We start from the raw sequence: 24,355 nt of genomic DNA on the forward strand, positions 1-24,355 counted from the left end.
GCGGGGGTCCCCCCAGGGCGAAGCCCTAGGGGGCGGGTGGGCACACGGGACGGCGCCCCTTGCGGGCGCGTTCCGCACCTGTGCCTGGACCCGCACCCACTGTGCGGCGCCCCAGTACGCTCGTACCCATGGCCGGCCGCTTCGTCCCCCGCACCCCCTCCACCCCCACCACCGCCCGCGGCGGCCACGCCCCCGTCCCCACCCCCGGAAACACACCGCTCGACCTCGACCTCGGCCTCACCCTCGGCCCCCTCCGCCGCGGCCCCGCCGACCCCACCTTCCGGGCGACGGCCGACGGATCCGTCTGGCGGGCCAGCCGCACGCCCGACGGCGCGGGGACGATCCGCGTACGGGCGGACGGACAGGCCGAGGCGTGGGGCCCGGGAGGCGGGTGGCTCATGGCGCGGCTGCCCGCGCTGCTCGGCGCGGAGGACGACCCCGCCGCCTTCGTCCCCCGCCACAAACTGCTCGCGCTCACCCACCGCGCCCGCCGCGGCCTGCGGCTCACCCGCACCGGCCTGGTCCTGGAGGCGCTGATTCCGTCCGTACTGGAGCAGAAGGTCACGACGGACGAGGCCTACCGCTCCTGGCGCCTGCTGGTACGGAAGTACGGCGAGCCCGCCCCCGGCCCGGGCGGCGCACCCGACGGCCTGTACGTGATGCCGGACGCCCGCACCTGGGCGATGATCCCGTCCTGGGAATGGCACCGTGCCAACGTCGACGGCAAGCGCGCCGCCGCCATCGTCCGCGCCGCCCGCGTCGCCCCGCGCCTGGAGGAGGCCGCGCACATGCCGCCCGCCGAGGCCCGCAAGCGCCTCGAACTGATCCCCGGCATCGGCCCCTGGACCTCCGCCGAGACGATCCAGCGCAGCAACGGCGCGCCCGACGAGGTCACCACCGGCGACCTGCACCTGCCGGGCATCGTCGGCTGGGCCCTCGCGGGCGACCGGAGCGCCGACGACGCGGCGATGCTGGAGCTGCTCGCCCCCTACGCGGGCCAGCGCCACCGCGCCGCCCGCCTGATCCTGCTCAGCGGCCGGGTACCCCCGCGCCGGGCGCCCCGTATGACACCCGGCAACATCACCAGCCTCTAGGGCGCGCTCCGGCCGACGGGCTCACCGCACCTCGATGAACGCCGCCGCCTGCCGCGCCGGCCGCTCCTTCGGCGGCGCGGCAGGCCGGCCGACCGCCACCGCGCCCATCGGGTCCCAGCCGGCCGGCAGCCCGAGCACGTCGCGCACCACGTCGCGGCAGAACATCGTCGAGGACACCCACGCCGAGCCCAGCCGCTCGCCCGCGAGCGCCACCAGCAGGTTCTGTACGCCCGCGCCCGCCGCGACCACGAACATCTCGCGCTCGGCGGCGTCCCGGCGCGGATCGCCGTAGTGGTGGGAGCCGTCCATGACCAGGCACGGCACGATCAGGTACGGCGCGTTGCGCAGCACGTCACCGCGGCGCACCCGCTTGGCGATCGACTCCTCCGACTTGCCGTCGCGCCGCAGGTCCGCGATCCACGCCTCCCGCATCGCGTCGAGCAGCCGGGTCCGCGAGGCCGCCGACTCCAGGAGGACGAAGCGCCACGGGGTGGTGTGGTGCGGGGCGGGCGCCGTGACGGCGGCGGCGACGGCCCGCCGTACCGCGCCCGGGTCGACGGGGTCGTCGGTGAACTCCCGTACGGTACGGCGCAGGGTCACCGCCTCCCGTACGGCCTCCGAGGTGCCGAGCCGGAACATGTCGTCGGCGGCGTCCCGGACGAGCGCCCGGGCACCCGCCCGGTCATCAGGCCCGACGACATGCGGCAGCCCCCGGACGACGGCCACGGGCCGCCCCGCCGCCTTGCCCTTCACCAGGTCGCCGGCGGCGGCCAGTTCGTCGGCGGTGGCGGTGACGGTGACGTTCAGCTCGTTGCCGTGGGAGTCGGTGGCGCCGCGCAGGTCGTCGAGGACCCGTACCCCGGCGGCACCGATGGCCACGTCGGTGAGGCCGTTGCGCCAGGGCCGGCCGAAGGTGTCGGTGACGACCACCCCGACCTCGACGCCGAGGGCCTCGCGCAGTCCGGTGCGGATCCGCGCGGCCGAGGCGTCGGGGTCCTCGGGCAGCAACAGCACGGTCCCGGCGGGGGTGTTGGAGGCGTCGACCCCGGCGGCGGCCATGACCAGGCCCTGCCGGTTCTCGACGATACGGAGCGCTCCGCGCCGCGCCACCACCCGTACCGTCTCGGCGTCGATCGCCGCCTCCCGGTCGGCGGCGGCGATCAGCCGCCCCTCCGCCTTGCTGACGATCTTCGAGGTGACGAGGAGGACGTCCCCGTCGCGGAGGCCGGGAGAGGCGTCGGCGATCAGCTTGGCGAGGTCGTCCCCCACCGCGACCTCGGGCACCCCGTCGAGCGCCCACACCTCGTACCGCGAGGACGTGGCCGCTCCGGGCACCGAGGCCCCCGCGGCGACCTCCCGAGCCCCGGCGACCCCGGTGCCCTCGGCGGTGTCGGCGCCTCCGGCGACCACGGTGACCCCGCTGGTCTCAGCAGCCCCGGCAGCCCCGGTGCCCCCAGGGGCCCGCGTACCCCCGGTCGCCTCCGCCTCCCTTGCGGTCGAGGAGGCTGCGGCGGCCTCGTCGCTCTCAGCGGGCCCGGCAGCCTCGGCGCCCGTGGCGACGTCGCGAGCCCCGGCGACCCTGGCGGTGTCGGCGCCTCCGGTGACCCCGGTGCCCCCAGGCACCTGCACGCTCTCGGCGACCCCGGCGGCCCCAGCCACCTCCGCGCTCCGCGGCGCCTCCGCGCCCCCGGCCACCCCCGTACCCCCCGTCATCCCCTGACCTCCGCCGCCAGCGCCAGCGCCTCGCGCGCCATCGCCGCCGTCGCGTCCAGGTCCGTCATCATCAGCGGCACCGCGCGGCAGCGGATGCCCGCCGCCTCGACGCCGGCGACCGCGTCCGCGTCGACGGTGTCGACCAGCCAGCCGTCGAGCAGCCCCGCGCCGTAGTGCAGGGCCACGGCCCCGGCCGTGGACTCCACGCCGACCGCCGCGAGGACCTTGTCGGCCATGCCGCGCACGGGCGCGTCGCCGACGATGGGGGAGAGGCCGACCACCGGCGCGTCCGCGGCGGCGACCGCCTCGCGGATGCCGGGCACGGCGAGGATCGTGCCGACGGACACGACCGGGTTGGACGGCGGGAAGACGATGACGTCGGCGGCGGCGATCGCCTCCAGGACGCCCGGCGCGGGCTTCGCCTGCTCGGCGCCGACCGGCACGACCGCCAGCGCGTCGACGGAGGCGCGCAGCTTGACCCAGTACTCCTGGAAGTGCACGGCCCGCTGCTCGCCGTCGACCTCGATCGCCACATGCGTCTCGATCCGGTCGTCCGACATCGGCAGCAGCCGGACGCCGGGCTGCCAGCGGGCGCACAGCGCCTCGGTGACGGCGCTGAGCGGATAGCCGGCGCCCAGCATCTGGGTGCGGACGATGTGGGTCGCGAAGTCGCGGTCGCCGAGGCCGAACCACTCGGGCCCGACCCCGTACGCCGCGAGTTCCTCCTTGACCGTGAAGGACTCGTCCTCGCGGCCCCAGCCCTGTTCCTCGTTGATGCCACCGCCGAGGGTGTACATCACGGTGTCGAGGTCGGGGCAGACCTTGAGGCCGAAGAGATGGATGTCGTCACCGGTGTTGCCGACGACCGTGATCTCCGCGTCGGGCGCGGCCTGCTTGAGGCCGCGAAGGAAGCGGGCACCACCGATGCCACCGGCCAGAACCACAATGCGCATGCAGTGCAGTCTGACAGGCGGGTACGACATGTCGTCAGGCGGTTACGGCTCCGGTCACGCGGTCACGGCTCCGGCGGCGCCGACCGCGTCCCTCACCGCAGCGCACTGCTCGCGCAGCGACTCGTGCATCGGCATCTCCGTCAGGCCCGGGTAGTAGACGTGCAGGCTCACGGCCGGTTCGAGGGAGTCGTTGACGACCTCGTGGACGTAGCCGGGCGCGAACACCCGCTGCGCGCCCGCGCCGAGGCTCCGCGCGGCCCGCTCGGTGCGCTCCGACAGCCGGCCTTCGAGGACGGTCAGCACACCGGAGGACGGGCCGTGGTCGTGGCGGCCGCTGCCCTGGCCGGGCAGCCAGGAGAGCAGCCAGACCTCGTAACCGGGGCCGGTGCGCAGCCGGTGGTACCAGCGGGTGGTGGCGTCGTACTCGACGTAGGGGGCCCACAGGGCGCGGTCGGCGGCGATCTCGCGGGCGAGACCGGCGAACTCGGCCACGGTGGCGGGGTGCTCGCGGGCGGGCTGCAGGAGGTGCGGGACCTCAAGGATGTCGCCGGCGATCTGAAGGTCGCTGTCCATGTTCATGGGGTGCGGTGGTTCCTCGGCATGAGTGCGGGGTGTCGCAGAGCGGGGGGTACGGCAGAGGCGGCGGGACGGCCGCGTGAAGAGGCTGGAGCGCTACGAGACGAAGGCGCGCGTCAACAGCTGGGACAGCAACAGCAACAGCGGTCCTGGACAGCGCGGCGGAACCCACGGGCGTGGGTCGCGGAGGGCGCTGCGGTCGCTGGCATGCCACCAAAGTGGCCGGAGGGACACCCGACTGTCAACTCAATGCCCGATTTGGGGGCAATGTTTCACCTCATCCGGTTACCTTGCCTGGAGAAAGGTTTGTGCAGCGCGTGAGCAGGAGACATGGCGCAGCAACCGTGACCGTAAACATGGTGGGGGTCTTGTGATCAGACTGTGATCCGGATCGCTTCCGTGGCTGGATCGCAACAAGATCCAAGTTTCGGGCGTCCTTCTCTGTGAGACGCGACGGTGTGGACAGGCCGGTGGCATGTGTCAGGTTTTTTGGTGATTTGAACACTTTCCGCATAGGCTTGGTTCCGCAGAGTGAATACGGGGCCCAATAGCAGATCTCGGCTTGACTCGCACAGAGCACGAACTTGTAATTTCACTCGTGTCGTTCGGCCGATCGACCGGGATCGAAGACGGCCGATCACGGGGACGCAATGCACGGGGACGCAATGACGGACGAGGGGCGCACATGACCGAGTTGTTCGAGGAACTGCTGGTCGAGGACGCGGGCGAGGAACTCGGCTGGCAGGAGCGCGCGCTGTGCGCCCAGACCGATCCCGAGTCCTTCTTCCCCGAGAAGGGCGGCTCGACCCGGGAGGCCAAAAAGGTCTGCCTCGCCTGCGAGGTGCGTTCCGAATGCCTCGAATACGCGCTGCAGAACGACGAGCGCTTCGGAATCTGGGGCGGCCTGTCCGAGCGTGAGCGCCGCCGCCTGAAGAAGGCCGCCGTCTGACCGACGGCGCATTCCGGCCACCCGCCCCTGGGGCGATGTCCGCCGGGGCGATCACCGGGACGCGAGGACGTACGCCCTGACACGGGGACGTACACCCGGGACACGGGGACGTACACCCGGGGCGCGACGCGAGGACGTACACCCGGGACACAAAGACGTACACAACGAACGGTCCGCACGCCGTGGTTATCCACAGGCGGCGGACCGTTGTCCTGCCAGCTACTAGTGTGGGCCTCCGTCCGAGACGCATCCACGCCCTTCACGGGGCGACCCCCGGCCGGAGGGGCCGTAGCTCGATGTCCTCAACTCCTGAGTTCCCACGACACGTCGTCACCGCCGTGCTCGTCGCCCACGACGGCGCCCGCTGGCTGCCGGACGCCCTCGCCGGGCTGCTCGCCCAGGAGCGCCCCGTCCAGAACGTCATCGCGGCCGACACCGGCAGCGCCGACGACTCCGCGCGGCTGCTCGCCGACTCGCTCGGCCCCGACCGCGTGCTCCACCTCGCGCGCCGCACCGGATTCGGCTCCGCCGTCGACGAGGCCGCGCGCACCGCGCCCGTCCTCGGACCTGAGGAACTCCCGTATCTGAAGCGCCCCAGCGGCTGGGACCCGGTCACCCGCACCTGGCGCGACGACGCCTACGACCTGCCCGAACTCCCGTACGGCGAGCCCGTGCAGTGGCTCTGGCTGCTCCACGACGACTGCGCGCCCGAACCCGGCGCGCTCATCGAACTGCTGCGGGCCGCCGACTCGGACCCGGACGCCGCCGTCGTCGGCCCCAAGCTGCGCGGCTGGTACGACAAGAAGCAGCTCCTCGAAGTCGGCGTCTCCATCGCCCGCAGCGGCCGCCGCTGGACCGGGCTCGACCGCCGCGAGCAGGACCAGGGCCAGCACGACCAGATCCGCTCCGTGCTCTCCGTCTCCAGCGCCGGCATGCTGATCCGCCGCGACGTCTTCGAGGAGCTCGGCGGCTTCGACCGCCGACTGCCCCTCATGCGCGACGACGTCGACCTGTGCTGGCGCGTCCACACCGCCGGCCACGGCGTCCTCGTCGCCCCCGACGCCGTGCTCCGGCACGCCGAGGCCTCCGCCCGCGAGCGCCGCACCGTCGACTGCGCCGGCCGCTCCGCGGCCGACCCGCACCGCGTCGACAAGGCCGGCGCCGTCTACACGCTGCTCGTCAACAGCCGCGGCCGCACCCTGCCGTACGTCTTCCTCCGCCTCGTCGTCGGCACCGTCCTGCGCACCCTCGGCTATCTCGTCGGCAAGGCGCCCGGCCAGGCCGTCGACGAGATCATGGGCCTGCTCGCCACGCTCCTGCGGCCCGAGAAGATCCTCGCCGCGCGGTCGCGGCGCCGTCAGGCGCCCGTCGCCGCGGACGGGGTGCCCCCGGCACAGCGCTGGGCGGAGCTCCGCCCGCTGTTCCCCGCGCCCGGCGCCACCATCCGCGCCGCCGCCGAACAGCTCGCCTCCCAGTTCGGCGGCTCCGACGCCGACTCCGGCGGCTCCCGCCACGGCGTGGTCGAGTCAGGGCCCGGCGGCGACGACGCCGACTACCTGGAGATCGAGCAGTTCGCGCGCCTCAAGAAGATCGCCCGCAAGCCGGGACCCGTCCTCTTCGCGCTGCTCCTCGTCGTCTCCGTGGTCGCCTGCCGCAACCTCTTCGGCGGCGGCTCCCTGGCCGGCGGCACCCTGCTGCCCGCCCCCGACACCGTCTCCGGCCTCTGGTCGCGGTACGCGGACGGCTGGCACGCCATCGGCAGCGGCGGCACCCAGATCGCACCGCCCTACCTCGCCGTCCTGGCCGCGCTCTCCGCGCTGTTCCTCGGCTCGACCTCGTTCGCGCTGACCCTGCTGCTCGTCTGCTCGGTCCCGCTGGCCGGCTTCACCGCCTACTTCGCCTCCCGCGGCATCGTCGAGTCCCGCCTCCTGCGCGCGTGGGCCGCGATCGCCTACGCCTTCCTGCCCGCCGCCACCGGCGCGCTCGCCACCGGCCGCCTCGGCACCGCCGTCCTCGCGATCCTGCTTCCGCTGATCGCCCGCGCCGCCGTTGCCGCCCACGGACTGAACCGCCCGCGCGGCGAGCGCGGCAGCTGGCGCGCCACCTGGGCGTACACCTTCCTCCTGACCTCCGCGATGGCGTTCACGCCGATCGTCTGGCCGCTCGCCGTCGTCCTCGGCCTCGGCGTGCTCGTGCTGCGCCGCGACGACATCACGGCGTACGCGCTGCGCTTCGCAGCCGCCGTCGGCACCCCGATCCTGGTCCTCGCCCCCTGGTCGCTCTCGCTGCTGACCAGCCCCTCCGCCTTCCTCCGCGAGGCCGGCCTCGACATCCGTACGGGCAGCGCCTCCGCGCTCGACCTGCTCGGCGCCAGCCCCGGCGGACCCGGCACCGTCGGCGGCGTCCTGCTGCTCGGCCTCGTGCTCGCCGCCCTCGCCGGACTGCTGCGCGAGGAGCGCGCCCTCGCGGTCCGCACCGCCTGGGCCGCCGCCCTCGCCGGACTCCTCTTCGCCGTCCTCGGCAACGGAGCCGGCACCGGCGAGACCGGCTGGTCCGGTCCCGCCACCCTCGTCTACGGTGCGGCGCTGCTCGCCGCCGGCACGATCGGCGCCGAGGGCGGCCGCACCCGCGTCGCCGCCCACGGCTTCGGCTGGCGCCAGCCCGTGGCCGCGCTCATCGCCCTCGCCTGCGCCGCCGGCCCGCTGCTCTCCGCGGCCGGCTGGATGATCGGCGGCGCCGACGGCCCGCTCACCCGCCGCGACCCGGTCCAGGTGCCCGCGTTCGTCGCCGAGGAGAGCGGCACCCGCGACCAGGCCCGCACCCTCGTCCTCGGCGGCGCCTCGGCCGGCGAGGTCGCCTACACCCTGGTCCGCGGCTCCGGCGGGCGCCTCGGCGACGCCGAACTCGCCGCCGCCGGCGGCAGCGACCCGCGCCTCGACGAGGTCGTCTCCCACCTCGTCGCCGGCTCCGGCGCCGACCAGACCGAAGAACTGAGCGGCTTCGCGATCCGCTATGTGCTCGTACGGGACGGGGCACCCCGCTCGATGAGCCGGGTCCTCGACGCCACCCCGGGCCTGTCCCGGCTCAGCCAGCTCGACGGCAGCGCCCTGTGGCGGGTCGACCGCGAGGTCGCCCGCGTCATGATCGTCCCGAAGGACGCGGCAGCCGGGACAGCGGCCGGCGGCAGCGCGACCGAGACCCCCGGCGCCGCCCCGGCGGAGCCCGCCCAGCCGGTCACCGTCGCCGCCGGTCCCGTCGAGGCCCACACCAAGATCCCCGCCGGGCCCGCCGGCCGCGTCCTGCGCATCGCCGACCACGCCGACGCCGGCTGGACCGCCACCCTCGACGGCACCGCGCTCACGCCCGTCACCGTCGACGGCTGGGCCCAGGGCTTCGAGCTCCCCACCGGCGCCGGGCGCCTGGACCTCACGTACGAGGAGCCGGTCACCCACACCGCGTGGATCTGGACCCAGGCCTTCCTCGCCGTCGTCCTGTTCGTCCTCGCCCTGCCCGGCCGACGCCGCGACATCGACGACGACCTGCCCGACGAGGAGCTCGCCCTCCCCGCCCAGGCCACCGCCGCCGACGGCGACGGCCGCCGCGCCCGCCGGCTGCGCGCCGCCGCCGAGGCCGAGGCCGCCGCCCAGGCCGCCCAGGCCGCGGAAGCCGCCCCCGGCGAGGACCCCGCGCCCGAGCCGGAGCCCGCACCCGTCCCCGTACCGGAGCAGCCGGCGTACGAGCAGCAGCCCGAGTGGGACGGCCAGTACGCCCAGGCTTCGCAGACGGGTTACTACCAGGAGCAGCAGTACGCGTACGACCCGTACGCGCAGCAGGGCGGCTACGAGCAGCAGCAGTACGACGCTCAGCAGTACGACCCCGAGCAGTACCCCCAGCAGTACCCGCAGCAGGATCAGGGTTACGACCCGTACGCCCAGCAGGGCTACGACGCGTACGACCCGTACGGCTACGGGCAGCAGCAGCCGCGTCCGGACGGGAGCAGCAACCAGTGAAGCGCACCACCCTCTCCCTGATCGCCGTCGCCGGCACCCTGGCGGCGGTGACCGGCGTCGCCGCCCTCACCGCCCCCGACGGCACCGTGCCCGTGAACACCGCGCAGGCGACCCGGCTGCCCGTGGAGCGCTCCGCCCTGCTCTGCCCCGCCCCGAGCACCTCCGAGGTCGCGGAGACCACCTACACCTCGTACACGCCCGCCGCGGGCACCGGCGCGAAGGCGGCCGCGGGGGCGAAGGGGGACGGGCGGGCCGCCGCCAAGGCCGAGCTGAAGCCCGCCCCCGCGGCCCCGATCCCAGGCGAGGAGGCCCCCAAGAAGGCCAAGGCGCCCAAGGCACCGGCGACCGTCACCACGCCCGGCACCCCCGTCAACGCCACGGCGAACGGCCCCGACGCCCCCGCCCTCACCGGTTCCGCGAGCGGCGGCCTGGCCCCCGGCTGGACCGTCCAGCAGACCACCGTCGTCGCGGCCGGTGGCGCGCGCGGCCTGCTCGGCGTCACCTGCACCGCCCCGGACACCGACTTCTGGTTCCCGGCCGCGTCCACCGCCAAGGAACGCCAGGACTACGTCCACCTCACCAACCCCGACGACAGCACCGCCACCGCCGACATCGAGCTGTACGGCCCGGCCGGCCCGCTCAAGATGCCGCCCGGCGACGGCATCGCGGTCCCCGCGCACTCCACCGTCCCGGTTCTCATCTCCACCCTCACCACGGACCCGGCGCAGCAGGACCTCACCGTCCATGTGACCACCCGCAGCGGCCGCGTCGGCGCCGTCATCGGCGCCGCCGACGACAAGGCGGGCAGCGACTGGCTGCCGGCCTCCGCCGACCCGGCCGGCACCGCCGTCCTGCCCGGCATCCCGGCCGACGCCACCTCGGTCCGCCTCGTCGCGTACGCGCCGGGCGAGGACGACGCCGACCTGAAGATCCAGCTGGTCACCCCGACCGGCAAGATCGTCCCGGCCAGCGCCGCCTCCGTGCACGTGAAGTCCGGCATGACGGCCTCCGTCGACCTGCCCGACCTCACCCGCGGCGAGCCCGGTTCACTGCTCCTCACCCCCTCCGACCCCAAGAAGGACACCCCGGTCGTCGCCGCGCTGCGCGTGGTCCGGGGCAAGGGCGACAAGCAGGAGGTCGCCTTCATCCCGGCCGCCGCCCCGATCCAGGGCCGCGCCACCGTCGCCGACAACCGCGACAAGGGCGCCACCCTCGCCCTGACCGCGCCCGCCGCCGGTGCCGAGGTGCGGATCACCGCCTCGGCCGGTGCGGGGGGCGGCACCGCGGTCAGCAAGACCGTCACCCTGAAGCCCGGGACCACGACCTCGCTCGCCGCGCCGGTCCCCGAAGGCCTCAAGGGCTCCTACGCCCTGACCGTCGAGCGCCTCTCGGGCGGCCCGGTGCACGCCTCGCGCCTGCTTGAGCTGCCGGAGGACGGCATCCCGATGTTCACGGTCCAGACGTTCGCGGACGACCGGAGCACGGTGGAGGTCCCGAAGGCCCGCCAGGACCTGACGGTCCTGGACGACTGACGGTCCTGGACGCCTGACGAGGGCCCGGGGCCGGGGGACGGCCTCGGGCTGCGGCCGGGGCCCCGGCCGGGCCCGCCGGTTCTTCCGGGCGCGCGCCCGTCGTTCCGGACCCGTCGTTCCGGACCCGATGTCCCGGACCCGCGCCCCTCGCCCGTACGGGTGAGGCACCGGCCCCCGGCGCCCGGGTTCGCTTGCGCTCGATCCCGACCGGGCGGTGCTCGGTCCCGACCGGATCAGTCCTGTCCGTACCGCGGATCGACCGACTCCGGGGAAAGACCGAGCAGGTCCGCGACCTGCTCCACGACGACCTCGTGCACGAGCAGCGCCCGCTCGTCGCGGTTCTTCGCACGGATCTCGACGGGGCGGCGGTAGACGACGATCCGGGCCGGGTCGTTCCGCTCGGCCGGCGTGGAGCCGCCCAGCGGCACCACCGACTCGCCGGGAACCGGCGGCGGCACCTCCATCACCAGGAACTCGACGTCCGCCAGCTGGGGCCAGTGCCGTTCCAGGCGCTCCACCGAGTCCAGGACCAGATCGCGGAAGGTGTCCGCCCGGCTCGCGGACAGCGGAACCTGCGGCGGGGCGACCGGCCCCCGCATGCCGCGGCCGTGCCGGTCGCGGCGTCGCACGCGCGGCGCCGCACTGTCCATGCTGTGGGTGCTGTCCGTCACTGACGCAGCGTAACTCTCCCCGGTGTTCCCGGACCGGTCCGGGACGGCCGGGACGGCGGCGTCCGGCCGCCCGGCCTGTCGGAACCCGACCGATCAGGACAGCCGGCGGCCCTGTTTCCGGGCCGCGCGCGATCGGCCATCTGGCCGTGATTGACCGGATTTTCCCTGGTCGATGTCCGGATCACACCGCCTCGCCGCCCGCCCCGCGCGGCGCTCCCGCAGGTCAGAACGGACGATCACACCCGGTCCGTGGCGCACGTCACACCGCGACACGGTGGAGTGACCTGGGGGAGAGTCGTCGCGGCCCGCTCAAGAGTGCGGTACCGTCCAACGTCGTGAGCCCTGTACGTCGCTGTTCGCGCACCGCGTGCGGCCGCCCTGCCGTCGCGACACTGACGTACGTCTATGCCGACTCGACCGCGGTCCTCGGCCCGCTCGCCACCTACGCCGAGCCCCACTGCTACGACCTGTGCGCCGAGCACAGTGAGCGCCTCACCGCCCCGCGCGGCTGGGAGGTCGTGCGGCTCCACGACGCGAGCACCCCCACCCGCCCCAGCGGCGACGACCTCGAAGCCCTCGCCAACGCGGTACGGGAGGCGGCCCGCCCCCAGGAGCGCGCGGCCGAGGCCGGCGGCGGCAAGCCCGGCCCGGGCGGCCGTGGCGGCGACCCCATGGAGGTCGGCCGTCGCGGGCACCTGAGAGTGCTCCGCTCACCCGAGAACTGATCAAGGTCCGGTCCCGGGTAGTTTGGGCGGTACGTGCGCGCGCCGCGCGCACGACAGCCGAGACCTCTGGACGAGACCTCAGGAGGGGGATCCGTGACTGCTGATCATGCTGATCTGTCGCAGATCGTGAAGGCGTACGACGTCCGCGGAGTGGTGCCCGATCAGTGGGACGAGTCGCTCGCCGAGCTCTTCGGCGCCGCCTTCGTGCGCGTCGCCGACGCCGACGCGATCGTCATCGGCCACGACATGCGCCCCTCCTCGCCCGGCCTCGCCGCCGCCTTCGCCCGCGGCGCCGCCCGCCTCGGCGCCGACGTCACCCTGATCGGTCTCTGCTCGACCGACCAGCTCTACTTCGCGTCCGGCGCGCTCGGCCTGCCCGGCGCGATGTTCACCGCCTCCCACAACCCGGCCCGGTACAACGGCATCAAGATGTGCCGCGCCGGCGCCGCCCCGGTCGGCCAGGACACCGGCCTCTCCGAGATCCGCGCGCTCGTCGAGCGGTGGTCGGAGCAGGGCGCCCCCGAGCCGGTCGCGACCGAGGGCACCGTCACCGAGCGCGAGACGCTCAAGGACTACGCCGCCCACCTGCTCGGTCTCGTCGACCTCAGCGCCATCCGGCCGCTCAAGGTCGTCGTCGACGCCGGCAACGGCATGGGCGGCCACACCGTCCCCACCGTCTTCGACGGCCTGCCGCTCGACGTCGTCCCGATGTACTTCGAACTCGACGGCACCTTCCCGAACCACGAGGCCAACCCGCTCGACCCGAAGAACATCGTCGACCTCCAGGCGCGCGTGCGCGCCGAGGGCGCCGACCTCGGCCTCGCCTTCGACGGCGACGCCGACCGCTGCTTCGTCGTCGACGAGAACGGCGACCCGGTCTCCCCGTCCGCGATCACCGCCCTCGTCGCCGCGCGCGAGCTCGCCAAGAACCCCGGCGGCATCGTCATCCACAACCTGATCACCTCGTGGTCCGTCCCCGAGGTCGTCCGCGAGAACGGCGGCACGCCGGTACGGACCCGGGTCGGCCACTCCTTCATCAAGGAGGAGATGGCGAAGACCAGCGCCATCTTCGGCGGCGAGCACTCCGCGCACTACTACTTCAAGGACTTCTGGAACGCGGACACCGGCATGCTCGCCGCGCTCCACGTCCTCGCCGCCCTCGGCGGCCAGGACGGCCCGCTGTCCGGCCTGGTCTCCGCGTACGACCGCTACGCCTCCTCTGGCGAGATCAACTCCACCGTCGCCGACCAGAACGCCCGCCTGGCCGCCGTGAAGGCCGCCTACGGCGAGCGCGACGGCGTCACCCTCGACACCCTCGACGGCCTCACGGTCACCGCCGCCGACTGGTGGTTCAACCTCCGCGCCTCCAACACGGAACCCCTGCTGCGCCTGAACGTCGAGGCGCGCGACGAGGCGACGATGTCGTCACTGCGCGACGAGGTCCTGGCCCTGGTCCGCGCGTGACGCGCGACGACTGACAACCGAGGCCCGCCCACCCGGGCGGGCCTCCGCCGTCCCCTCACCGCCGGGCCGCGCCCGCCCCAGCCCGTGGGCTTCGCCCCGCACCTGCCGTCCCGCCCGGGCTGCGCCCGCCCCGCTGCCCCCCCCGTTGTGGGCATACGTTCCGCAGGGGCGGAACGGGTGGGCACAACGGACGGCGCCCTTTGCCGGGCCTAGGCTCCCTGCGCCTGGACGGTCACCCGAAGGGCGCTGCGCAACTGGTGCGGGTCCAGGCGCAGGTGCGGAACGCGCCCGCATGGGCGCCGTCCCGTGTGCCCACCCGTCCCGCCCTGCGGGACGAATGCCCACACGGGGGGGGTGAGCGGCGCGGCACCGCCCGTACGAGTGGGCACCGAGCCAGGCGCCCCGCAACGGGCGGCGCGCCCAGACAACCCGTCGCCCCCCGTTTCCCCCCACGTTCCCCCCACGCCGCCCCTCCGTCCGCCCCGCCCCGTTACGTAGCCCCCGGCGCCCCGCCCCATACCAAGGGCGCCGCCCGCGGCCCGGCGGTAGGCTGACCAGGCCCGAGACCGTCCGTACGCCCACGCCCGTGCCGCCGTACCGTCCCGAAGGGACCACCACCCATGCCGCTCGAAGCCGGCCTCCTGGAGATCCTGGCCTGCCCGGCCTGCCACGCCCCGCTGACCGACCGGTCGGCCGAGGAGACCCCGGAGCTCGTCTGCACCTCCGCCGACTGCGGACTCGCGTACCCGGTGCGCGACGGCATCCCGGTCCTGCTGGTCGACGAGGCCCGCCGCCCCGAGTGACCCGCTCCGCCGCCCACCCAGCGCCGCCCGCCCCGCGCCCCGGAAAGCCGACGCGGGCCGGGGCCGCGGCCCGCGGCCCCGGCCCGCGAGACGGACGTACGCGACGAGCGCACGCTGACGCGTCGACCCGCTGACGCGCACCCTCGGGGGGATCACCCACGCCGGCCGACCGCCGGCCCCGCTCCGCCGACCGACCGGAGGCCCGCCACATGCTCGACGAGACCCTCCTCGACGCACCGGACGCCCTCGCCCTCGCCGACCACCGCGGACTGCTCCGCGGTGCCGCCGCGGCCGGCGCGCGGGTACGGACCGCCGCCCGGCACGCCGCCGAGGCAGGCATCGCGCAACTGCGCCCCGAGGGCCGTCCCCGCTCCGTCCTCGTCGCGGGCCCCGGCACCGCCGCCGCGGGCGTCGCCGACCTGGTCGGCGCCCTCGCGGGCGCCGCGGCCCCGGTGATCCGCCTCCAGCCGACCGGTGTCGCACCGGCCGCCGGCGCCCTGCGCTGGGCGCTGCCCGGCTGGGCGGGCTCGGTGGACCTGCTGCTCATGCCGACGACGGACGGCGCCGAACCCGGTCTGGCGCTCCTCGCCGAGCAGGCGTACCGCCGCGGCATCACCGTCGTCGCCGTCGCCCCCAGACAGTCCCCGCTGGCCGAGACGGTCAACGGCTCGCGCGGCCTGCTCGTACCGATGGCGATGGCCCCGCACGAGACCGCCGACGAGTACGCGGAGACCCTCGCCGCCAGCCCCGGCGCCCTGTGGGCGCTGTTCACGCCGCTGCTCGCGCTGCTCGACCGGGTGGGCCTCCTCGAAGCCCCTCCGGAGGCCCTTGAGCAGGTGGCCGACCGGCTCGACCATACGGCGGAGCGCTGCGGCCCCGCCATCGCCACGTACAGCAACCCGGCGAAGACCCTCGCCGCCGAGCTCGCCGACACACTGCCCCTCGTCTGGACCGAGGGCGAGGCCGCCGGCCCGGCCGGCCGCCGCTTCGCCGCGGTGCTCGCCGAACTCGCCGGCCTGCCCGCGCTCGCCGCCGAGCTGCCGGAGGCGCTGCCCGCCCACGGCATGCTGCTCGCGGGGGACTACGCGGCCGGCGCCGACCCCGACGACTTCTTCCGCGATCGCGTCGAGGAGCAGCAGGCCCTGCGCGCCCGCGTCGTCCTCCTCCGCGACCGCCCGGCCGAGGGCAATGTGCTCAGTGCCGCGCCCGCCGCCCGCGAACTCGCCCTCGGCCACGACACGGCGATCAGCGAACTGGAGCCGGAGGAGGGCACACCGCTGGAGAACCTCGCGGAACTCATCGCCGTCACCGACTTCGCCGCCGTGTACCTCTGCCTGGCCACGGCGGCCCGCGTACCGGACTAGGCCGTGTCAAGGGGCCCGGCCGCCGACCGGGCCCCCGCGCCCCCCCGCACCCGCGCCCCCCGCCCCCGCACCCCACACCCGTACCCCCCGTACTCAGGCCTCCCCAGGCCTCCCTTCGGGCACCCCTGACGCCCCGCCCCCGCCGACACCCCCCGGCCCCCGCCGACGCCCTCCACCCACGTCCATCACCGCCCCACCGCACTGAAAAGAGCTGGAAGCCCCATGGACCGCCTCGTCAACACCGTCCGCCCCTACGCCTGGGGGTCCACGACGGCCATCCCGGAGCTGCTCGGCACCGCCCCCACCGGCGAGCCCCAGGCCGAGCTGTGGATGGGCGCCCACCCCGGCGCCCCCTCCCGCACCGACCGCGGTCCCCTCAACGAGGTCATCGACGCCGATCCCGTACGCGAACTCGGCGCCGCCGCCGTTGAGAAGTTCGGCCCGCGCCTGCCCTTCCTCCTCAAGGTGCTCGCCGCCGGCGCCCCGCTCTCCCTCCAGGTCCACCCCGACCTCGACCAGGCGCGCGCCGGATTCGCCGCCGAGGAGGCCGCCGGCGTCCCGCTCGACGCCCCGCACCGCAACTACAAGGACGCCAACCACAAGCCCGAACTCATCTGCGCGCTCACCCCCTTCCACGGCCTGTGCGGCTTCCGCGACCCCGTCGACGCCGCCGACACCATGGCCGCGCTCGGCGTCGACTCCCTCAAGCCGTACGTCGACCTCCTCCACGCCCACCCCGAGGAGGCCGCGCTGCGCGAGGTCCTGACCGCGCTGCTCACCGCCGAGCACGACGAACTGGGCCACACCGTCACCGAGGCCGCGCACGCCGCCGCCCGCCTGGGCGGCGCCCACGCCACGTACGCCCAGATCGCCCACCACTACCCCAACGACCCCGGCGTCCTCGCCGCGATGCTGCTCAACGAGGTCACGCTCCAGCCCGGCGAGGCCCTCTACCTCGGCGCCGGCGTGCCGCACGCGTACCTCGACGGCCTCGGCGTCGAGATCATGGCCAACTCCGACAACGTGCTGCGCTGCGGTCTCACCCCCAAGCACGTCGACGTCCCCGAGCTCCTCCGGGTCGTCCGCTTCGAGCCGAACGAGCCGGGCGTCCTGCGCCCCGAGGCATCCCCGTCCGGCGAGGAGCTGTACGAGACCCCGACCGACGAGTTCCGGCTCTCCCGCTACGCCCGCGCCGAGGGCGCCGCCCCCACGGACCTCACCCTCCCCACCCCGCAGATCCTCCTCGCCGTCGCGGGCCGCCCGGAGGGCGGCGGACTCCCGCTCGCGCCCGGTGAATCTGTCTTCGTCCCGGCAGGCGAAAAGACCGAACTGTCCGGTGCGGGAACCCTCTTCCGCGCCACCGTCGTGGCCTGACGCGGGCCTGATGCTGGTCTGACACGGGTCTGACACGGGTCTGACGCGGGCCTGACGCGGGCCCGATGCGACAACGACCGGCGGCACGACGGCAAAGGGATGGCAATAAGCTGCCCTCCTACAGGGCGGCCGGCCAGAGCGTCGCCGGGCCGGAGCATCGACGAAGGGAACAGACACACCCATGAGCGCGTCAGGCGGAACCAAGGCGATCGTGGCGGCGCTCGGCGCCAATCTCGCGATCGCCGCGTCCAAGTTCGTGGCGTTCCTCTTCAGTGGTTCGTCCTCGATGCTCGCGGAGGCCGTGCACTCCCTCGCCGACTCCGGCAACCAGGGCCTGCTGCTCCTCGGCGGTAAGCGCGCCCAGCGCGAGGCCACCCCGCAGCACCCCTTCGGCTACGGCCGCGAGCGCTACATCTACGCCTTCCTCGTCTCCATCGTGCTCTTCTCGGTCGGTGGCATGTTCGCCCTCTACGAGGGCTACGAGAAGATCAAGCACCCGCACCCGATCGAGGCCTGGTACTGGCCGGTCGGCGTCCTCGTCTTCGCGATCATCGCCGAGGGCTTCTCCTTCCGCACCGCGATCAAGGAGTCGAACGAGCTCCGCGGCACCCAGTCCTGGAAGGAGTTCATCCGGCGCGCCAAGGCCCCCGAGCTGCCGGTCGTCCTCCTGGAGGACTTCGGCGCCCTCATCGGTCTCGTCCTCGCGCTCGGCGGCGTCGGCCTCGCCCTGCTGACCGACAACGGCGTCTGGGACGGCATCGGCACCCTCTGCATCGGTGTCCTGCTCATCACCATCGCGCTCGTCCTCGCCGCCGAGACCAAGTCGCTGCTGCTCGGCGAGTCCGCCGGCATCGACGAGGTGAAGCGGATCGAGGACGCGATCGTCGACGGCGAGACCGTCACCCGCCTCATCCACATGCGCACCCTCCACCTCGGCCCCGAGGAGCTCCTCGTGGCGGCCAAGGTCGCCGTCCAGCACGACGACACCGCCACCGAGGTCGCCCAGGCCATCGACGCGGCCGAGGCCCGCATTCGCGCCGCCGTCCCGATCGCCCGGGTGATCTACCTGGAGCCGGACATCTACAGCGAGAAGCGGGCGGCCGCGGACGCCGCGAAGCCCGAGAACACGGACGTCTGACGACGAGAGAGGCCCCGGACCTGATCGCAGGTCCGGGGCCTCCGTCGTTTCAGGGGACGGTGTACGGCTCAGGCGTGGGCGTACGGGACGGGCGGAGGCGGCGGCACCGCGCGCCGTCGCGCCGACCGGTCGGCGAGCCACCCGGCAAGCCCGAGGCCGAACCCGATCAGCAGGACCACCGCGCCGCCGAAGAACCCGCCCACCGCGGCGACCGAGCCGGCCGGGCTGTCCGCCACCCGCTCCCGTACCGCCGCCACGGGGACCGTGCCTCCGGCACCGAGGTCCTGGTGGTAGCGCGAGTCGAGGGAGTTGCCCCGGTTGTCGCCGAGCAGGAACAACCGCCCCTCCGGCACCTTCACATCGAATCCGGGCGCGTCCCCGATCGGGTCGCCCTGGAAGAGATACGGCTCGCTGAGCGGCTCGCCGTTCACGTACAGCTGCCGGTCGTCGGCCGTCACGCGGTCGCCACCGACCCCGATCACCCGCTTCAGGGTCAGTCCCTCGGTGATGCCCCACTCGGGCACGGACACGAGGACGGCATCCCCGCGCCGTACCTCGGACGGCTCGATCGCCTCGGCGTAGAGCATGTCGCCATGCCCGTACGTCGGCCGCATCGATTCGCTCGGCACCTGGTGCGTCGGATACGCGCTCCGCAGGACCAGCCCCGCGACGACCAGCACCACCCCCAGCGGCACCATCACCAGCCAGCCCGTGATCCGCAGTCCCCGCCCCGGTCTCATACCCCTCAGCCCCTCCCAGCAGCAGTACGGCGCCCGCACCCTATCGGCGCGAACGGACACCGGGGCCTGTTGTCGAACCCGGATCCGGCCTCGATTCGGCCGGATCCGTCACGAGGCGGACTGTGGGCCGCTGCGCCGATCGGTGTAGATTCGTGACCAGCCAGACGTCGCTGCTGATGGCGGTCGGGCGGCCCGTACACGGGCCGGCCGAGGGAGAGAGGGCCTCCGACGACTGCACCGCGGAGCACGCGGGAGCGCTCGGGCATTCGTATGCCCGTTGTCCGCCCGCGTCGCCCACAGCCGCGGTGCCAGGTGCCCACTCGACCCCTCGAACCCGATCGACGAGGAGCAGCACCAGTCATGACGACTGACGCCAAGCAGGACTTCAAGGTCGCCGACCTCTCCCTGGCCACGTTCGGCCGCAAGGAGATCACCCTCGCTGAGCACGAGATGCCCGGCCTGATGTCCATCCGCCGCGAGTACGCCGAGCAGCAGCCGCTCGCCGGCGCCCGTATCACCGGCTCCCTGCACATGACCGTGCAGACCGCCGTGCTCATCGAGACCCTGGTCGCCCTCGGCGCCGACGTCCGCTGGGCCTCCTGCAACATCTTCTCCACCCAGGACCACGCCGCCGCGGCCATCGCCGTCGGCCCGAACGGCACCCCGGAGAACCCGCAGGGCGTCCCGGTCTTCGCCTGGAAGGGCGAGACCCTGGAGGAGTACTGGTGGTGCACGGAGCAGGCGCTGACCTGGCCGAACACCCCCACCGGCGGCCCGAACATGATCCTGGACGACGGCGGTGACGCCACCCTCCTCGTCCACAAGGGCGTCGAGTTCGAGAAGGCCGGCTCGGCCCCGGACCCGGCCACCGCGGACAGCGAGGAGTACGGCCACATCCTCCGTCTCCTCAACCGCACCCTCGCCGAGGCCCCGCAGAAGTGGACGCAGCTCGCGTCCGAGATCCGCGGCGTGACCGAGGAGACCACCACCGGTGTCCACCGTCTCTACGAGATGATGCAGGCCGGCACCCTCCTCTTCCCGGCGATCAACGTGAACGACGCCGTGACGAAGTCGAAGTTCGACAACAAGTACGGCTGCCGTCACTCGCTCATTGATGGCATCAACCGTGCCACCGACGTGCTGATCGGCGGCAAGACGGCCGTGGTCTGCGGCTACGGCGACGTCGGCAAGGGCTGCGCCGAGTCCCTGCGGGGCCAGGGCGCCCGCGTGATCGTGACGGAGATCGACCCCATCTGTGCGCTTCAGGCGGCGATGGACGGTTACCAGGTGACCACCCTGGACGAGGTCGTGGAGACGGCCGACATCTTCGTCACCACGACGGGCAACAAGGACATCATCATGGCCTCGGACATGGCCAGGATGAAGCACCAGGCGATCGTCGGGAACATCGGTCACTTCGACAACGAGATCGACATGGCCGGTCTGGCGAAGGTCCCGGGCATCGTGAAGGACGAGGTCAAGCCGCAGGTTCACACCTGGACGTTCGAGGACGGCAAGGTCCTGATCGTCCTGTCCGAGGGCCGGCTCCTCAACCTGGGCAACGCCACCGGCCACCCCTCCTTCGTGATGTCGAACTCCTTCGCGGACCAGACCCTGGCCCAGATCGAGCTCTTCACCAAGCCGGAGGAGTACCCGACCGACGTCTACGTGCTCCCGAAGCACCTCGACGAGAAGGTCGCCCGTCTCCACCTGGACTCGCTGGGCGTCAAGCTGACGACCCTCCGCCCGGAGCAGGCCTCGTACATCGGCGTCAAGGTCGAGGGCCCGTACAAGCCGGACCACTACCGCTACTGATCCGCCTGCCGGTCAGCTATCGATCCGCAACTGATCCACAGCTGACCCGCGACTGATCCCCGCGACCGGCGGGTGACCGGCGCACACGCGCCGGCCCCGCCGTCGCAGGGACCCGCAGCGGCACAGACAGGCCCCCGCACCCCCGTGCCGGGGGCCTGTCCCGTTCCCCGCAACCGCAACGCCAACCGCTACCGCTCCAGGACGCACCTCGAGGACCCATGCCCCGCGGCCGCTATTCGCTCTACGATCCGCACGATCACACCCCCCTCGGTGAAGAGCACTTCCACTGCGCGCCCGGCCCCTCCGGCTGGCGCTATGTCGCCCGGACCACTTCCCCCACCGGCGACCCCACGGGCTCCGTCGACCTGGCCGTCGACGACCTGGGCCGCCCGATCCGCCTCGAACTCCACGCCGCCGACTGGCAGGTCCGCGGCGCCGCGCTCGACGGCGTCACCTGGGTCCGTACCGACCCCACCGGAACCCATGCCACCGAAGGCAATGTGCGCGCCCATGCCTTCACCGGCACCTCCCCGGCGTTCCTCGTCGCGATCTCCCGACTCCTGCGCCTCACCCCCGATTCCCCGGAGACCCGCATCCGGCTCGTCGCCTTCACGGATCCCGTGCTCGCCCCCCTGACGGTCGACCAGTCCTGGGCCCTGGTGAAGAGTGAAGCGCACGCCACTGACAACGGCCCCCTGATGGTGGACGAGTACCAGGTCAGCGCCCTCGACACGGGCGAACGGCACACCGTCCACCTCGCCGGGGACGTGGTCCTCTCAGCCCCCGGCATCGAACTCGAAGAGCTCGACACCCCGCCGAACGTCTTCTGACCCGCCTCTGACCCGTGCCCGGCGCCCGGCCTCAGGCGGGCGGCGCGAACCCGGTGGCCGGGGGAGCGGGATCGGCGGGAGCCCCGGGTGCCGCAGGGGCGGGACGAGGGGTGGTCGTGGGCGCCGCCGTCGGCGCCGGAGCCACGGGCACTCGACCTGCCGCAGACGCCGACGCAGGTACGGGCGCCGGAGCCGCGAACGCCCGCCGTGCCTCCCGCGCCTGCCGCTCGGCCACCACACCCGCCAGATACGCCGCCGCCGGCACCCCCGGCGGCGCCGGCGTCCCCGTACGCGCCACCAGCTCCCCGGCCAGCCGCTCCGCGAGCCGCTGCCCGATCGCCGGGTCCAGCTGCCGCATCCGCGTCAGGTACTGCCGCACCTCCAGCCAGAGCCCGTCCGGTACGGCCGACAGATCGAGCCCCGCGAACCGCCCCACCAGCCACGGTGGCGGAGGCGGCACCGGCATCCCCGTACCGGCGCCGGCCGCCACCCGCTCCCGTACGACCAGAGTCCCGGCAAACACGTCTCCGAGCCGCCGCCCCCGCTCCGACACCAGCGACGCGACACAGGCGACGACCCCGAACATCATCAGGATCTCCACGGCCCCCATCGCCCCACGCATCAGCGCGTGCCGGAAACGGATCGGCCCGCCGTCGTCACGCACCACCCGCAGCCCGAACGCCAGCTTCCCGAGCGACCGCCCATGGGACAGCGTCTCCACGGCGATGGGCGCTCCCACCAGGAGCAGGACGAAGGAGGCGATCGACAGCGCGGCCGCCGCCGCCTCGTCGAGCGACGCCGTGGCGACCGCGAGACCCAGGCTGATCAGCAGATACGCCACCCACACCACGACCAGATCGATCAGAATCGCCAGCGCCCGGGTCGGCAGCCGCGCCGGCTGCAGTCCCAGATAGACGGCATCCCCCGTCACCACCCCGCTCACGGCCCCCACCCTTCTTCGCCCTGCCGAACCCGGTCCGAACGTCAGTCTGCCAAGCTGACCCGCAGCGCGCCGCAGTAGTACGAACCTGTACGCCGAACCTGTACGACGACCCCGCACCCCGCACCCCGCACCCCGCACCCCAGTGCCTGGAGCAGCAGCCGACCATGGACCTCGACGTCTTCGTCACCGCCCACCGCGCCGAGTGGGACCGCCTCGACCACCTGCTCCGCCGCGGCCGACGCCTCACCGGCGCAGAGGCCGACGAACTCGTCGCCCTCTACCAGCGCACCGCCACCCATCTCTCGCTCATCCAGTCCAGCGCCCCCGACCCGATGCTCACGGCCCGGCTCACCCAGCTGATCGCCCGCGCCCGCGCCACGGTCACCGGCACCCGCCGCGCCTCCTGGCGCGACGCGGCCGACTTCCTCACCGCCGGATTCCCGGCCGCGGTCTACCGAGCACGCCACTGGTGGATACCGACGGCGGTCCTCTCCACCCTGCTCGCGGCCCTCATCGGCTGGTGGATCGCCACCCACCCCGAGGTCCAGTCCGCGATGGGCGCCTCCGCCGAGCTGCGCGAGATGACCCGCCCCGGCGGCCAGTACGAGACCTACTACTCCAGCCACCCGGCGGCCTCGTTCTCCGCCCAGGTCTGGACGAACAACGCCCAGGCCGCCGCCATGTGCCTGGTCCTCGGCGCCTTCCTCGGGCTCCCGGTGCTTCTCATCCTGTTCAGCAACATGCTGAACGTCGGTGTCGGCATCGGTCTCATGGCGTCCGCCGGCCGCCTCGACGTCTTCCTCGGCCTGATCCTCCCGCACGGCCTCCTCGAACTGACCGCCCTCTTCGTGGCCGCCGGCACCGGCCTCCGCCTCGGCTGGACCCTGATCGACCCGGGCCCCACCACCCGCCGCGCCGCCCTCGCCCAGCAGGGCCGTGCGGCGATCGGCATGGCCATCGGCCTCGCCCTGGTCCTCTTCGTCTCGGGCCTGATCGAAGGCTTCGTGACACCGTCCGGCCTGCCGACCTGGGCCCGCATTTCCATCGGCATCGTCGCTGAACTGGGATTTCTTCTGTACGTGTACGTGCTCGGCGGCCGCGCGGCCCGCGCAGGCGACACGGGCGACGTGGCGGAACCGGACCGCGCCGCCGAACTCCCGACAGCCGCCTGACCCCGACCCGGGCTCCCTCGGCCCCCACGATGTGCGGAGCACCCTGCTGACCTGCTAGTCTCCTCTCCGCTCGCAAAACCCGTTGACACGGGTGAGGCGGGGAGGTAGATTCAAACGGTTGCCTGGAGCTGGACAAGCTCAGGGTTGACGAGTTAGAATCTCTCTCGCTCCGGTTGAAGGATCGAGCCTCGTTCGAGGATCTCGAAGACGACGGAGCCACCCCGATTTCATATCCGAATCATTGAAGCCACCGATTAGGTCGGCGGAAATGAATCTGATAAAGTCGGAAACACGCCGGAAGGCCTCGAAAACGAAAGTAATCGGGACCGGAAAGCACCGAGGAAATCGGATCGGAAAGATCTGATAGAGTCGGAAACGCAAGAACGAAGGAAGTGCCCGGAGGAAAGCCCGCGAGGGTGAGTACAAAGGAAGCGTCCGCACCTTGAGAACTCAACAGCGTGCCAAAAATCAACGCCAGATTAGTTGATA

At 73.5% G+C, this 24,355-nt stretch carries 20 protein-coding genes; 13 read left to right on the forward strand and 7 right to left on the reverse strand.

Annotation, left to right across the window (positions count from 1 at the left end):
* The first annotated feature begins 128 nt into the window (after positions 1–128).
* Positions 129–1,094, forward strand: coding sequence for a DNA-3-methyladenine glycosylase 2 family protein (locus tag AB0C73_RS34590; RefSeq protein WP_362537657.1), 966 nt, complete (start codon positions 129–131; stop codon positions 1,092–1,094).
* Positions 1,095–1,115: 21 nt separating this feature from the next.
* On the opposite strand, the gene AB0C73_RS34595 is transcribed toward AB0C73_RS34590, so the two are convergent.
* The 3 genes from AB0C73_RS34595 to AB0C73_RS34605 all read right to left on the reverse strand — a co-directional run bounded on the left by AB0C73_RS34595 (position 1,116) and on the right by AB0C73_RS34605 (position 4,339).
* On the reverse strand, positions 1,116–2,429 hold the full coding sequence (locus tag AB0C73_RS34595; RefSeq protein ID WP_362537691.1) for a coenzyme F420-0:L-glutamate ligase: 1,314 nt from the start codon (positions 2,427–2,429) through the stop codon (positions 1,116–1,118).
* Between the two features lie 374 nt (positions 2,430–2,803).
* Positions 2,804–3,760, reverse strand: coding sequence for a 2-phospho-L-lactate transferase (gene cofD, locus AB0C73_RS34600; protein ID WP_362537659.1), 957 nt, complete (start codon positions 3,758–3,760; stop codon positions 2,804–2,806).
* 54 nt (positions 3,761–3,814) lie between these two features.
* On the reverse strand, positions 3,815–4,339 hold the full coding sequence (locus AB0C73_RS34605) for a cysteine dioxygenase family protein (protein ID WP_362537661.1): 525 nt from the start codon (positions 4,337–4,339) through the stop codon (positions 3,815–3,817).
* A 682-nt stretch (positions 4,340–5,021) separates the two neighbouring features.
* On the opposite strand from AB0C73_RS34605, the gene AB0C73_RS34610 reads away from it, so the two are divergent.
* From AB0C73_RS34610 to AB0C73_RS34620, 3 genes are all read left to right on the forward strand, one after another.
* Positions 5,022–5,285, forward strand: a complete 264-nt coding sequence (locus tag AB0C73_RS34610; RefSeq protein ID WP_128984260.1) for a WhiB family transcriptional regulator — start codon at positions 5,022–5,024, stop codon at positions 5,283–5,285.
* A 296-nt stretch (positions 5,286–5,581) separates the two neighbouring features.
* Positions 5,582–9,295: a glycosyltransferase family 2 protein gene (locus tag AB0C73_RS34615; protein ID WP_362537663.1), complete on the forward strand. Its 3,714-nt coding sequence runs from the start codon at positions 5,582–5,584 to the stop codon at positions 9,293–9,295.
* Positions 9,292–10,827, forward strand: a complete 1,536-nt coding sequence (locus tag AB0C73_RS34620; protein ID WP_362537665.1) for a DUF5719 family protein — start codon at positions 9,292–9,294, stop codon at positions 10,825–10,827. Before AB0C73_RS34615 ends, AB0C73_RS34620 begins: the two co-directional genes overlap by 4 nt.
* Positions 10,828–11,060: 233 nt before the next feature.
* Here AB0C73_RS34620 and AB0C73_RS34625 read toward each other — a convergent pair whose 3' ends face one another.
* Positions 11,061–11,477 carry a metallopeptidase family protein gene (locus tag AB0C73_RS34625; RefSeq protein WP_362537693.1) on the reverse strand — a complete coding sequence of 139 codons (417 nt, stop codon included), beginning with the start codon at positions 11,475–11,477 and terminating at the stop codon, positions 11,061–11,063.
* 305 nt (positions 11,478–11,782) lie between these two features.
* On the opposite strand from AB0C73_RS34625, the gene AB0C73_RS34630 reads away from it, so the two are divergent.
* From AB0C73_RS34630 to AB0C73_RS34655, 6 genes are all read left to right on the forward strand, one after another.
* Positions 11,783–12,223, forward strand: coding sequence for a DUF3499 domain-containing protein (locus tag AB0C73_RS34630; protein ID WP_362537695.1), 441 nt, complete (start codon positions 11,783–11,785; stop codon positions 12,221–12,223).
* A 93-nt stretch (positions 12,224–12,316) separates the two neighbouring features.
* On the forward strand, positions 12,317–13,687 hold the full coding sequence (locus tag AB0C73_RS34635; protein WP_362537667.1) for a phosphomannomutase/phosphoglucomutase: 1,371 nt from the start codon (positions 12,317–12,319) through the stop codon (positions 13,685–13,687).
* A 620-nt stretch (positions 13,688–14,307) separates the two neighbouring features.
* A complete protein-coding gene (locus tag AB0C73_RS34640) occupies positions 14,308–14,490 on the forward strand; it encodes a Trm112 family protein (RefSeq protein ID WP_362537669.1) in 183 nt (60 codons plus the stop codon).
* Positions 14,491–14,699: 209 nt separating this feature from the next.
* Positions 14,700–15,854: an SIS domain-containing protein gene (locus tag AB0C73_RS34645; RefSeq protein ID WP_362537671.1), complete on the forward strand. Its 1,155-nt coding sequence runs from the start codon at positions 14,700–14,702 to the stop codon at positions 15,852–15,854.
* Positions 15,855–16,076: 222 nt separating this feature from the next.
* Positions 16,077–17,228, forward strand: a complete 1,152-nt coding sequence (manA, locus tag AB0C73_RS34650; RefSeq protein WP_362537673.1) for a mannose-6-phosphate isomerase, class I — start codon at positions 16,077–16,079, stop codon at positions 17,226–17,228.
* A gap of 181 nt (positions 17,229–17,409) precedes the next feature.
* Positions 17,410–18,366, forward strand: a complete 957-nt coding sequence (locus AB0C73_RS34655; RefSeq protein ID WP_362537675.1) for a cation diffusion facilitator family transporter — start codon at positions 17,410–17,412, stop codon at positions 18,364–18,366.
* A 68-nt stretch (positions 18,367–18,434) separates the two neighbouring features.
* On the opposite strand, the gene lepB is transcribed toward AB0C73_RS34655, so the two are convergent.
* On the reverse strand, positions 18,435–19,106 hold the full coding sequence (lepB, locus tag AB0C73_RS34660) for a signal peptidase I (RefSeq protein ID WP_362537677.1): 672 nt from the start codon (positions 19,104–19,106) through the stop codon (positions 18,435–18,437).
* 360 nt (positions 19,107–19,466) lie between these two features.
* Between lepB and ahcY the strand changes: the two genes are divergently transcribed.
* Entirely contained in the window at positions 19,467–20,921 is a 1,455-nt protein-coding gene (ahcY, locus tag AB0C73_RS34665; protein WP_362537679.1) for an adenosylhomocysteinase, read from the forward strand.
* Positions 20,922–21,139: 218 nt separating this feature from the next.
* Complete coding sequence (locus AB0C73_RS34670; RefSeq protein WP_362537681.1) at positions 21,140–21,751, forward strand: hypothetical protein; 612 nt, start codon at positions 21,140–21,142, stop codon at positions 21,749–21,751.
* 31 nt (positions 21,752–21,782) lie between these two features.
* Here the strand turns inward: AB0C73_RS34670 and AB0C73_RS34675 are convergent, their stop codons facing one another.
* Positions 21,783–22,694, reverse strand: coding sequence for an RDD family protein (locus tag AB0C73_RS34675; protein ID WP_362537683.1), 912 nt, complete (start codon positions 22,692–22,694; stop codon positions 21,783–21,785).
* Positions 22,695–22,858: 164 nt separating this feature from the next.
* Between AB0C73_RS34675 and AB0C73_RS34680 the strand changes: the two genes are divergently transcribed.
* Positions 22,859–23,866, forward strand: coding sequence for a stage II sporulation protein M (locus AB0C73_RS34680; RefSeq protein ID WP_362537685.1), 1,008 nt, complete (start codon positions 22,859–22,861; stop codon positions 23,864–23,866).
* Positions 23,867–24,104: 238 nt separating this feature from the next.
* Here AB0C73_RS34680 and AB0C73_RS34685 read toward each other — a convergent pair.
* Positions 24,105–24,355: hypothetical protein (locus AB0C73_RS34685; RefSeq protein ID WP_362537687.1), on the reverse strand; the 251-nt coding region annotated here is incomplete at its 5' end.

This window comes from Streptomyces sp. NPDC048623 (genome assembly GCF_040650755.1).
Lineage (GTDB): Bacteria > Actinomycetota > Actinomycetes > Streptomycetales > Streptomycetaceae > Streptomyces.

Coding starts and splice junctions, on each gene's coding strand:
- AB0C73_RS34590 (WP_362537657.1), top strand. CDS start 129: ATGGCCGGCCGCTTCGTCCCCCGCACCCCCTCCACCCCCACCACCGCC.
- cofD (WP_362537659.1), bottom strand. CDS start 3,760: ATGCGCATTGTGGTTCTGGCCGGTGGCATCGGTGGTGCCCGCTTCCTT.
- AB0C73_RS34605 (WP_362537661.1), bottom strand. CDS start 4,339: ATGAACATGGACAGCGACCTTCAGATCGCCGGCGACATCCTTGAGGTC.
- AB0C73_RS34610 (WP_128984260.1), top strand. CDS start 5,022: ATGACCGAGTTGTTCGAGGAACTGCTGGTCGAGGACGCGGGCGAGGAA.
- AB0C73_RS34615 (WP_362537663.1), top strand. CDS start 5,582: ATGTCCTCAACTCCTGAGTTCCCACGACACGTCGTCACCGCCGTGCTC.
- AB0C73_RS34625 (WP_362537693.1), bottom strand. CDS start 11,477: ATGGACAGTGCGGCGCCGCGCGTGCGACGCCGCGACCGGCACGGCCGC.
- AB0C73_RS34640 (WP_362537669.1), top strand. CDS start 14,308: ATGCCGCTCGAAGCCGGCCTCCTGGAGATCCTGGCCTGCCCGGCCTGC.
- AB0C73_RS34645 (WP_362537671.1), top strand. CDS start 14,700: ATGCTCGACGAGACCCTCCTCGACGCACCGGACGCCCTCGCCCTCGCC.
- manA (WP_362537673.1), top strand. CDS start 16,077: ATGGACCGCCTCGTCAACACCGTCCGCCCCTACGCCTGGGGGTCCACG.
- AB0C73_RS34655 (WP_362537675.1), top strand. CDS start 17,410: ATGAGCGCGTCAGGCGGAACCAAGGCGATCGTGGCGGCGCTCGGCGCC.
- lepB (WP_362537677.1), bottom strand. CDS start 19,106: ATGAGACCGGGGCGGGGACTGCGGATCACGGGCTGGCTGGTGATGGTG.
- ahcY (WP_362537679.1), top strand. CDS start 19,467: ATGACGACTGACGCCAAGCAGGACTTCAAGGTCGCCGACCTCTCCCTG.
- AB0C73_RS34670 (WP_362537681.1), top strand. CDS start 21,140: ATGCCCCGCGGCCGCTATTCGCTCTACGATCCGCACGATCACACCCCC.
- AB0C73_RS34680 (WP_362537685.1), top strand. CDS start 22,859: ATGGACCTCGACGTCTTCGTCACCGCCCACCGCGCCGAGTGGGACCGC.